The 8,992-nt window shown below is 60.4% G+C and carries 13 protein-coding genes; 10 read left to right on the top strand and 3 right to left on the bottom strand.

All coding sequences use genetic code 11. The features are described from left to right. Window positions 1-397: 397 nt before the first annotated feature. From GA0004734_RS17270 to GA0004734_RS17255, 3 genes are all read right to left on the bottom strand, one after another. On the bottom strand, window positions 398-721 hold the full coding sequence (locus GA0004734_RS17270) for a hypothetical protein (protein WP_092935638.1): 324 nt from the start codon (window positions 719-721) through the stop codon (window positions 398-400). A gap of 211 nt (window positions 722-932) precedes the next feature. Then, window positions 933-1,187, bottom strand: coding sequence for a hypothetical protein (locus GA0004734_RS17260; protein ID WP_092935634.1), 255 nt, complete (start codon window positions 1,185-1,187; stop codon window positions 933-935). Window positions 1,188-1,301: 114 nt separating this feature from the next. Then, a complete protein-coding gene (locus GA0004734_RS17255) occupies window positions 1,302-1,997 on the bottom strand; it encodes an XRE family transcriptional regulator (RefSeq protein WP_092935632.1) in 696 nt (231 codons plus the stop codon). 151 nt (window positions 1,998-2,148) lie between these two features. Here GA0004734_RS17255 and GA0004734_RS17250 point away from each other — a divergent pair, with 151 nt between their 5' ends. From GA0004734_RS17250 to GA0004734_RS17205, 10 genes are all read left to right on the top strand, one after another. Next, window positions 2,149-2,415 carry a helix-turn-helix domain-containing protein gene (locus GA0004734_RS17250; RefSeq protein ID WP_092935630.1) on the top strand — a complete coding sequence of 89 codons (267 nt, stop codon included), beginning with the start codon at window positions 2,149-2,151 and terminating at the stop codon, window positions 2,413-2,415. A gap of 280 nt (window positions 2,416-2,695) precedes the next feature. Next, complete coding sequence (locus GA0004734_RS17245; RefSeq protein WP_245292454.1) at window positions 2,696-3,064, top strand: hypothetical protein; 369 nt, start codon at window positions 2,696-2,698, stop codon at window positions 3,062-3,064. Next, window positions 3,064-3,891, top strand: coding sequence for a ParB N-terminal domain-containing protein (locus tag GA0004734_RS17240; RefSeq protein ID WP_092935626.1), 828 nt, complete (start codon window positions 3,064-3,066; stop codon window positions 3,889-3,891). The genes GA0004734_RS17245 and GA0004734_RS17240 overlap by 1 nt, the downstream gene beginning before the upstream one ends. Then, complete coding sequence (locus GA0004734_RS17235) at window positions 3,888-4,346, top strand: hypothetical protein (RefSeq protein ID WP_092935624.1); 459 nt, start codon at window positions 3,888-3,890, stop codon at window positions 4,344-4,346. The genes GA0004734_RS17240 and GA0004734_RS17235 overlap by 4 nt, the downstream gene beginning before the upstream one ends. Then, entirely contained in the window at window positions 4,346-6,367 is a 2,022-nt protein-coding gene (locus GA0004734_RS17230) for a transposase domain-containing protein (RefSeq protein WP_092935622.1), read from the top strand. Before GA0004734_RS17235 ends, GA0004734_RS17230 begins: the two co-directional genes overlap by 1 nt. A 77-nt stretch (window positions 6,368-6,444) precedes the next feature. Beyond that, entirely contained in the window at window positions 6,445-7,470 is a 1,026-nt protein-coding gene (locus tag GA0004734_RS17225) for an AAA family ATPase (RefSeq protein ID WP_092935620.1), read from the top strand. After that, window positions 7,467-7,751 (top strand): hypothetical protein, encoded by a 285-nt coding sequence (locus GA0004734_RS17220; RefSeq protein ID WP_092935618.1) that lies wholly within the window; start codon window positions 7,467-7,469, stop codon window positions 7,749-7,751. The genes GA0004734_RS17225 and GA0004734_RS17220 overlap by 4 nt, the downstream gene beginning before the upstream one ends. Then, window positions 7,748-8,041, top strand: a complete 294-nt coding sequence (locus GA0004734_RS17215; protein ID WP_092935616.1) for a hypothetical protein — start codon at window positions 7,748-7,750, stop codon at window positions 8,039-8,041. Before GA0004734_RS17220 ends, GA0004734_RS17215 begins: the two co-directional genes overlap by 4 nt. Continuing rightward, the gene (locus GA0004734_RS17210) at window positions 8,038-8,331 is read left to right on the top strand and encodes a hypothetical protein (RefSeq protein ID WP_092935614.1); all 294 of its coding nucleotides are present in this window, start codon (window positions 8,038-8,040) and stop codon (window positions 8,329-8,331) included. The genes GA0004734_RS17215 and GA0004734_RS17210 overlap by 4 nt, the downstream gene beginning before the upstream one ends. A 5-nt stretch (window positions 8,332-8,336) precedes the next feature. Next, the gene (locus GA0004734_RS17205; protein WP_092935612.1) at window positions 8,337-8,987 is read left to right on the top strand and encodes a DUF3164 family protein; all 651 of its coding nucleotides are present in this window, start codon (window positions 8,337-8,339) and stop codon (window positions 8,985-8,987) included. Window positions 8,988-8,992: the final 5 nt, after the last annotated feature.

Raw genomic sequence — 8,992 nt, 5'->3', positions numbered from 1 at the left:
CACACCTATCTGCAATAACCGGGATTATCTGGGAACCTGCGGGATTTTGCGGGAAGCCGTTGAATGATAACGGTTTGTGCGACGATCGCGTGGGATGATCGGCAAGAGTTTTTGACAGCGGGTCGGCCGCGAAATCAGGCCGATGTGGCAATTTTCGCTGAATTTGCCTGCGGCTGTGAAGAGGGCTTCAAGATCCCTCGAAATGCCTTTTACGGCTCTTCAAATCATTGATTTATAACGATGTGGATGCGAACGGCGTTGGCTGAGGATTTCGGCCTGGAACGGCGATTTGGCAGCCCCAAGTCAATTTTAAGAAGGACGGTGCGTCCTCACTTGAAATTTCGCAACGTTTCTCGCCGTTTAGCTTGAAAACGGCCTGATTTAAGAAGGACGGTGCTCAAATGATGTCGTCCTTCCAGATCGGCCGGTGAATGATCTTGATCCGCTCGAGGCGGCGGATCTTCACCTTGCCAACATTCGGTCCGTAGTGCGCCTCAAAGTCTGCCACCAGATAATCCTTCTTCCCGCATTTCTCACAGCGGAACCGCTCCGGGAACTGGTAGAGAGTGAGGTCGCCACAGAGGCGGTGAACGTCGCTGGCAGTGAACCGCTTCATAGTCTTGCAGTATGTGCAGATCAGTTTGACCAGCTGGCCAGCATCCGCCGCTTCTCGAAGCGTCCAGCGGCGGATCTTCTTGCTCGGGCCATTAGTGTCTGGCACGGCTAGTCCCTGTCGGCTACCGGTCGCCAACCGCGTGTGAAGCCGATGCTGGCGGCAGCACCTGCCAAGGTGAGTTGCTCACGAAGATGGCGGCAATCCTTGAGCAAAGTTTCGACAGCCGCAACTGTGTTCCCGTTATGGTAAGCCAGCACCTGCTGAAGCTCTGTCATCTCAGGGGCATGAGGGGTAGGGACGATCTCGGACGGGGCGTTCATGCTGCTGCTGCGTCCTCTGTGAAATCAACGATGCTGCCAAATTTGCAGAGCAGTCGCGGGCTGGTCATTTCGCCCGTTTCCATATCAGCAAGAACTTCGAAAGCAGCGGTTCCGGCAAACCTTTCTGACATCGCTTCAGCGATCCGTTCGGCAGAAGCTTCGTTCGATGCCGCTCGCATCTCACCTGGGACAATCGCTCCTCCCTTCACTCTTTTGAAGGGCACAATGATATATTTGGTCTGCAACGCCATCTGGAACTCCTTGCTTTAAAGCTGCGGATGTTCCTAGTTTGTTCCCCTAGTTATCGGGAGTCAATCGGCTGTGGAAAAGATTCTCACAAGCTACCTTACGCTAGGAAAATTGACCTATGCGGAACGGCCGTACCATACAACGCGTCCGACCACGATCAGATCGACGATGCGGTCTGTCACGAAGCTTTCTACCGGGTAATTTCCGGCAACGTTGTCCGACATCAGGTCGAGACTGCCGTCAAAGCGCCATCTGGCGCGTTTCACGAGCAAATTGCCCTCAGCGTTAAAGACGTAGATCCGGCCGTCATCGACAGTCTGTTGGCTTTGATCGACGATCAGCATGGCCCCATCTGGAAAGGTCGGCAACATGCTGTCCCCCTTCGCCCACATGAGGAAACAGCTTTCAGGCTGCGCACCGAGAGCACGAAGGAACCGCTTCTCGAACGTCACCTCGTTAGCGGCGTGTTCTACGTACGAAATCACACCCCGCCCGGCTGAGGCTGCGACATCGTACTGCGGCAAGCGGATGAACTCAGCCGGTAGATCAGCCGGTTGTACGCGCTGGTTGGCCTCAACGGCTTCGCCTTTGCCGGTGACAAACCAAATCAAGTTAGCACCATACTTTTCCCGATAGGCGTTCAACACTGAGGCTGTCGGCTCGGTCTCGCCTCGTTCGTACGAGGCAAGCGTTGTCTTTCCGACGCCCAGCCCGCGCGCAAATTCATCTCGTTCAGGATCGCCCATCTGTCGGCGAAACTCTCGAAGCCGTGCTGCCAGCTCGGTCTTAGGTGCGGATTCAGGACGCGCCATATTTTAAAACATAGAGCCGCTTTACGCTTTACAAAGCCATAAAACCGCTTTACCTCTATCAATAGCAGCCGCGTAATGCGGGCTGCTTGTGCTCAACAACATTCAACAAAAAGCGGATGCGCCAACATCCGCTTTTCGCAGGAGAAACCGGATGACCAAGCCCCGAAAGTGGGACCGTCACGCCATCCTCGGCGAACTTCGCCGCCGTGGGATGACCTTAACGAAACTGGCAGAAATCAACAATGTCAGTCCTGGGGGTTTCCGCACGATCTGGAACCGCCCCAACGCGAAATCCGAGCAGGCGATTGCCGACTTCCTCGGCGAACCCGTCGAGCAGCTTTTTCCTGATCGTTATCCCAAGACGACATCCAAGATCCTTTCGCCCAAGTATGCCAACGCCGGCCGGAGTGCCGCGTGATGGTGGGCGCGAACGAACGACCGTCTGCTCTAGCCTACCGCGACACTTGCCGCAGGGACCCGAAGTCCCCGGCCGTCAGTCACGGCGCCGTCCGCGCCACAACTGAAGTCTCTCGCGTTTCCGCGCTCAAGCCTATGGCGAAAGTGACGCCCGAATTTGGCAGTAACCCGTTCATCCCGGCTCGCTCGTCGATCTGCCGTGCTGCCGACACGACCTTGATCTTTGGCGTCGCTGCCATGGGTCTCCTCGCGGTCATCTTCAGCGTTGCGAGGGCCAGCCTGTGAGCCATCTCAACCCGTTTTCCGCTGAAGAGCGGCTGCAGGCGATGGTCGCTGCCGCTTATCGTGCCAGCCGGTCGCATTTCAGCCACCTGCCGCTCCGGTTCATCATCAATCCGCCGGTCGATATGCTGGACGCCGCGCTTGCTCGGCAGGTCGCCATCCATGTCCTCATGGTCCAGTTCGGTATCCCGCGCCGTCGCGTGATGGTGCTGCTCGGTGTCGGTCGCACGATGGTCGGTCAGGCCGTCCGCACGGTCGATTATCGCTGCGACGAGCCTGTGTTCGAGCGGACGTACCGCGCGATCGCCGCCCGCGCGCAAGACCTGTTCACGACCGCCCTGCATGAAGCCGTCGAGGATGCCGCGTAATGGCCGAGTTCATCCGTGCACCCCTCTCAGACATTCATATCGGTGACCGGCTCCGGCCGATCGACCCGGCCTATGTTGAAATGCTCGCGGCCTCGCTTACCGAGCGCGGCCAGATCAGCCCGATCATGATCCGCAGGACGCCTGCAAAGAACAAGGGCGCTACGCCCTTCACGCTGGTCGCCGGCGGCTACCGCACGACGGCAGCCAAGCTGCTCGGTTGGTCCGAAATCGACGCCATCATCGTCGAGGCAGATGCGCAAGAAGCGCAGCTGCTGGAGATCTCCGAGAACCTCTATCGCAACGAGCTGAACCCGCTCGATCGCGCCATCTTCGTCATGAAGTATCGCGAGTTGTGGGAGGAGAAAAACGGCAAAATCGATAAGACGCGACACCTGAAGAACTCGAAGGGTCACGATGACCCTACGATGTTTTCCTCTGGAAGAGAGTTGTCGAGAGCAGTCCAGGAACGACTGGGTTTCGGAGAGAACACCTACAAACGCGCAACACGTATTGGCCAGAACCTTCATCCGGTACTGCGTCACGCCGTGCGGGGGACAGATGCCGAAGGCGATCAGTCCATGCTGCTCAAGCTGGCAAAGCTGTCGGCCGACGATCAGCTGAGGGTAGCGAACGCCCTTCGGGAAAGCCCGGACATCAAGCCGGTTTTGCAGATGCTGAAGGCTCCGAAAGCCGAGGTCGATCCGCAGCAGGCCGTCTTCGAAAAGATGGCAGCGCTCTGGAGCAAGGCCGACGAGGAGACGCAGCGCCGGTTCCTCGACCATATCGGCTCGAACTCGGACTTCTCGTTTCTGGAGCGTGCAGCATGAAGCGCGATCCTCACCAGTTCGACTTCTTCGCCGAAGCTGTGTTTCCCGTACGGCAGGCTGCCGAGCAGATCGACCTCGATCGTTTCCGCTCGCTGCTGAAGCGCGAGATGGCCCGCGCCATCCGCGAATGCCCGTACGATCGGCCCACGATCGCCACCCGCATGGCTCACTACCTCGGCCTGTCGTCCGTGTCGAAAGGCGCGCTCGATGCCTACACGGCCGAGAGCAAGACGGCCCACGACATCAGCCTCGTGCGCTTCAAGGCGTTCGTTCGGGCAACCGGAGCCGTCTGGCTTTGGGATGTGGTGCTCAGTGAGGATGGCTTGATCCTGCTCGAAGGCGACGAGGCCCGGCTTGCCGAGATCGCACGCCTTCAGCAGGAGCAACGCGAGCTGGCAGCCGAACTGAAGACACTGCAGGCGCGTCCCGTCACGATCAAGCGACGGGGCCGCTGATGAAAGAGTGGTTCACCATCCCTGAACTCGCCGAGGCAAAGTTGCCGGGCCTTCCTACGTCTGTCCGGCGTATCCGCGACCATGCGGATCGCGCGGGATGGGATCATCAGGCCGGGAAAGTGGCAGCTATCGCCAAGCAAGGCGGTGGCCTCAAATATCACTACTCACTGCTGCCGAAAGAGGCGCGGCAGAAGCTCGCCTTCCTGAATACGGATCTGACCGCAGCAGACGTCAAGGATGCTTCGAAGCTGCTTTGGGGCCGCTTTGAGGCCCTGACCGACGAGCACAAGGACATCTGCCGGAAGCGTTTCAACGTGTTAATCGCGGTCGACGACATGGAGAAGTCCGGCATCGGGACGACGGTTGCCGTCAGGCACTGCACCCGTATGGCCGATGTCGCGGAGAGGACCTACTACAACTGGCGTCAGATGGTCGAAGGCCACGCGCGGGCCGACTGGCTCGCAGCGCTGGCACCGTCCTTCTCGCCTGCGGTCAACGGTGTTGTCGCAGATCTTGCCGATTGTCATGCTGACGCCTGGGAGGTCCTGAAGTCGGACTACCTGCGGTCGGGCAAGCCGAAGTTTTCGTCCTGCTTCCGCCGGATGATGACTGCGGCCAAGGCGAACGGCTGGTCGCCGATCCCTTCCGAGCGCACGCTGCGCCGGCGCCTCGAAGCTGAGGTTCCGAAAGCTGTCCAGATATTGGCCCGTGAGGGCAAGGAAGCCGCCGCCCGGCTGTTCCCGGCGCAGACCCGCTCTGTCGCGCATCTTCATGCCATGCAGATGGTCAACACCGATGGTCACAAGCTCGATCTGTTCGTGCGTGTGCCCTGGAAGAAGGTGCCGGTGCGCGTCATCCTCATCGGGATCCAAGACATTTACTCCCGCAAGGTGCTGTCGTGGATCCTGTCTGAAGCCGAGACGTGGGAAGCGGTGCGCTCCTGCATCGGCGCGATGATCGAGAACGCGGACGGCGCGCTGCCCTACCACATCTACATGGACAACGGGAAAGCGTTCGCTTCGAAGAAGATCTCTGGCGGCGCCAAGGCCCGGAACCGGTACAAGATCACGGAAGACGAGGTCGCCGGCCTCCTGAAGACGCTCGACATCGAGGCGCACTTCACCAAGCCGTATTCTGGCCGGTCAAAGCCGATCGAACGCGCCTGGAAGGATCTGGCCGACGAGATTTCGCGGCATCCCGCCATGGCCGGGGCCTACACAGGCCCGAACGTTGCCGAGAAGCCCGAGGATTATGGACGCCGTGCCGTGAAGCTCGATGTGCTTCAGGAGCATGTCTCGGCAATGGTCGAAGAGCACAATGCTCGCGAGGGCCGTCAGACAGAGATGGCCGATGGCCGCAGCTTCAACGCCGTGTTTGCGGAGTCCGTCGCCGAACCCTCGACCATCCTGCGCTACTCCAGCACGGCGCAGCGCGCGCTCTGGATGCTTGCGGCCGAGAACATCACCGCTCGCAAGCCGGATGGTGCGGTCCACTACGCCGGCAACCGCTATTGGGCTCCGGTACTCAATCAGTGGATCGGCAAAAAGCTGACCATGCGGTTCGATCCGGCAAACCTGCATGGTGCCGTCAAGCTCTACGACGGCGCCGGCCGGTTCATTGGTGACGCGGAGTGCGTGCTCCCCACTGGTTTCGACTGCCAAGCCGCTGCTCGTCAGACGGCACGGCAGGCCTCCGATCACGCCAAGGCAACGAAGTCGTTGCTGGAACTCAACCGCACGATCGAAGCCGGCAAGCTGGCCGACATCTATGCCAAGGCCCAGAAGGCTGAGAAGCGCCCGGAGACACCGGCGCCGCGCCCCGTCGTCACCCGCCTCATCACGGGCAGCAACCTCGCTCCGGCCGTCTCGGCCGAGGCGATCGGTGAAGGCGAATTTGAAAACAGTTTCTCGCGCGGACTTGCCCGGATCATGGGCGAGGAGAGCGCGATCATCCCATTCCCCACGGGGAAGACAGCGGCAGGGTCAGTAAAGCCCGGCCGTAAGACCAGAGCCGAAAAGTAATGCGTACGGTTCCGACCAAAAAAATGGGCGCCACAACGAAGGGGCGCCCGGAAGTCTCTATGCAAGGAACCAAGTAGATGAAAAATACCACAGGCACAAGTAGCGGATGGGATCACCCGCAGCCGACAGCCGAGTTTCTGGCCAAGCACCCGGCGCAGGACGTCGAGATCTGGCGCACCCTGATCTCGCGCGTCATCGGCGTGGCCACGGCGAATGGCTGGAACAAGACGGCGATCGCCCGCCGGACGAACATTCCGGACGGCACCTTCTCGCAGTGGGCGTCGGGCAAGTATCTCGGCGTTCTCGTCAACCAGAACAATCAGGTCAGCAACTGGCTGGCGGCGCTCGAGGAAAGCTCGGGCCTTGCCTCCCGTGTTCCTGTCTCGCCTGTTTTCCAGCAGACGCTGGTTGCGCGCGAGATCCTCGAAACGCTCGCCTATGCTCAGGTGACGGCGGGCTTCGTTGCCATCACGCTCGATGCCGGCGTCGGCAAGACCACGGCGGCACGTCATTTCTGCCTGACCCGGCCGCATGCGTATCTCGCCACGATCAGTCCGAACACGAAGACGGTGCACGGCATGCTCGTCGAGCTGGCCGCAGAACTGGATGTTTCGGAGCACAATCCGGCGCGCCTGGTGCGGGCCATCGGCCGGAAGCTGCAGCGGATCGGCGACGGTTCGATCCTGATCATCGACGAGGCGCAGAACCTCTTGCCGGATGCGATCAATCAGCTCCGGCACTTCGTCGATATCAACAAGTGCGGTGTCGCGCTTCTCGGAAACGAGGACACGGCCGGCGACTTCATGAAGGAACGGTCGCGGTCGGTTTCCAGCCGCGCGCAGGTGCTCTCTCGCTTCGACAAGCGCCTGAAGCGTGAGCCGAGCCGTGGCGACGATGCGCGCACGCTGATCGCGGCATGGGACGTCCAGGACGATGACATGATCCGGTTCCTGCTTGGTATCGCTCTGAAGCCGGGCGCGCTCCGGCAGATCGACCGCACCATGAAGCTGGCCACCATGGCCGCGATCGGCGACGGCGACGAGGTCACGCTCAAGCACCTGCAGATGGCTTGGAAGAACCGGGATCTGGGAGACATCTCATGAGGAGGGCGCTCGACCAGACCCTGAGCACGGAACTCGGCCAACTGCGTGACGGTGCCAAGGACGTGCTTGCTGGTTCCGTTTTCGCAGGCGTGTTGGATCACAAACTCCGCATCCTCGAAAAGCTCGCGGCGAGCATGGAGCTTGAGCTTTCCATCCTTCGCGAGACCGAAGCCGGCCGCGAGTACCGCACCCGCATCGAACAGACCGCCACGGACACCTTGGCCGACATGCTGCCGTCAGCGGGCACGATCATCCGTCCAGATTTCGGGAGGAAGTCATGAAATTCAGCGCCAAGGCATCGCACCACGCAACCGCCATCCGCAACCAGCTGAAGCCGTTCGTTCATGGCGGCGGCACGTTCAGCGGCGAGGACGTCGCTGCTCTCCTGACCCAGCTGAACACGGTGATCGAACTGGCGACAGGCGAGGAGGAGGAAAACCGCTTCCTGTCTCGCGAGCTGACATTGGCCTCTCCACGGCCGCAGCTCGTCGTGGTCGGCGGCAACATCGTGCCGTTCCGTCGGCCCGAGGCTCCGAAGCCGACATGGAACGGAGGAGGCGATGCAGCATGAAGGACACGCTCGACCTTCTGTTCGCCTTCCCGAAAGCGGACCTCCTCAGACGGCTTCAGCCGGAGATCGACGACATCGTGAACGTCCGGCTGATCGAAGCCGCCAACCGCGATGAAGCCACCACGCGGAGCCGCCTACGGGCGGTCCGCCTCTCCATCGAACGCCTGAAACGGGCCATCTCCCGTTTCGAACAGGCTCAGTACACACCCGGCGAGAAGGCAGCCCGCGATCATGTGGTTGCTACCGCCAAAGACCTCAAGAACGCTGACGACGCGTTCAAAAAAGGATGATGAAAATGGACGCAGTAATTCTGGAAGAACGCAACGACGGCGTGATCGCCATCAACGGCCGGGACTTCATGGTGGATGCGAAGGGCTCTTACGTCCCGCTCTCGATGGTCAAGCCGCAGCACCAGCTCGAAGACGAGACTGTTCGCAAGATCATGGGTTTTGCCGTCTCGCTGAATGAGCAGATCGCCCGGTTCCGTGGCCACACCATGACGGATCTCGGCGACTTCGACGCCCTGATTGCGCAGGAGTACAAAGCGAAGGTCGGCGGCGCGAAGGGCAACCGGACGTATCAGACGTTCGATGGGCTCATGAAGGTTCAGGTGCAGGTGCAGGAGCTGATCGACTTCGGGTCGGAACTGCACATTGCCAAGAGCCTGATCGACGAATGCCTGAATGAATGGTCGAGCGATAGCCGGCCGGAGATCCAGTCGATCGTCACGCGCGCGTTCAACACCGACAGCGAGGGCAAGATCAACCGTTCGGAGATCTTCATGCTGATGCGGCACGAGATTGACGATCCGCGGTGGAAGCGCGCCATGGATGCCATCCGCGATGCGATGCGCGTGACGGGCTCAAAGCAGTATGTCCGCTTCTATCGTCGCGAACGGATCACGGACGAGTTCAAGGCCGTGACCATCGATCTGGCCAAGGCGTGAGGGCG

The organism is Rhizobium sp. 9140 (assembly GCF_900067135.1).
In the GTDB taxonomy this organism is placed as follows: domain Bacteria; phylum Pseudomonadota; class Alphaproteobacteria; order Rhizobiales; family Rhizobiaceae; genus Ferranicluibacter.
The sequence above is the reverse complement of the archived record's forward strand: the minus strand, read 5'-3'. Positions and strand labels throughout refer to the sequence as shown.

Excerpts from the sequence above, each read along its gene's own strand:
- GA0004734_RS17235 (WP_092935624.1), top strand. The coding sequence starts at position 3,888 with ATGAAGCGCGATCCTCACCAGTTCGACTTCTTCGCCGAAGCTGTGTTT.
- GA0004734_RS17215 (WP_092935616.1), top strand. The coding sequence starts at position 7,748 with ATGAAATTCAGCGCCAAGGCATCGCACCACGCAACCGCCATCCGCAAC.
- GA0004734_RS17230 (WP_092935622.1), top strand. The coding sequence starts at position 4,346 with ATGAAAGAGTGGTTCACCATCCCTGAACTCGCCGAGGCAAAGTTGCCG.
- GA0004734_RS17205 (WP_092935612.1), top strand. The coding sequence starts at position 8,337 with ATGGACGCAGTAATTCTGGAAGAACGCAACGACGGCGTGATCGCCATC.
- GA0004734_RS17225 (WP_092935620.1), top strand. The coding sequence starts at position 6,445 with ATGAAAAATACCACAGGCACAAGTAGCGGATGGGATCACCCGCAGCCG.
- GA0004734_RS17210 (WP_092935614.1), top strand. The coding sequence starts at position 8,038 with ATGAAGGACACGCTCGACCTTCTGTTCGCCTTCCCGAAAGCGGACCTC.
- GA0004734_RS17250 (WP_092935630.1), top strand. The coding sequence starts at position 2,149 with ATGACCAAGCCCCGAAAGTGGGACCGTCACGCCATCCTCGGCGAACTT.
- GA0004734_RS17260 (WP_092935634.1), bottom strand. The coding sequence starts at position 1,187 with ATGGCGTTGCAGACCAAATATATCATTGTGCCCTTCAAAAGAGTGAAG.
- GA0004734_RS17255 (WP_092935632.1), bottom strand. The coding sequence starts at position 1,997 with ATGGCGCGTCCTGAATCCGCACCTAAGACCGAGCTGGCAGCACGGCTT.
- GA0004734_RS17220 (WP_092935618.1), top strand. The coding sequence starts at position 7,467 with ATGAGGAGGGCGCTCGACCAGACCCTGAGCACGGAACTCGGCCAACTG.
- GA0004734_RS17240 (WP_092935626.1), top strand. The coding sequence starts at position 3,064 with ATGGCCGAGTTCATCCGTGCACCCCTCTCAGACATTCATATCGGTGAC.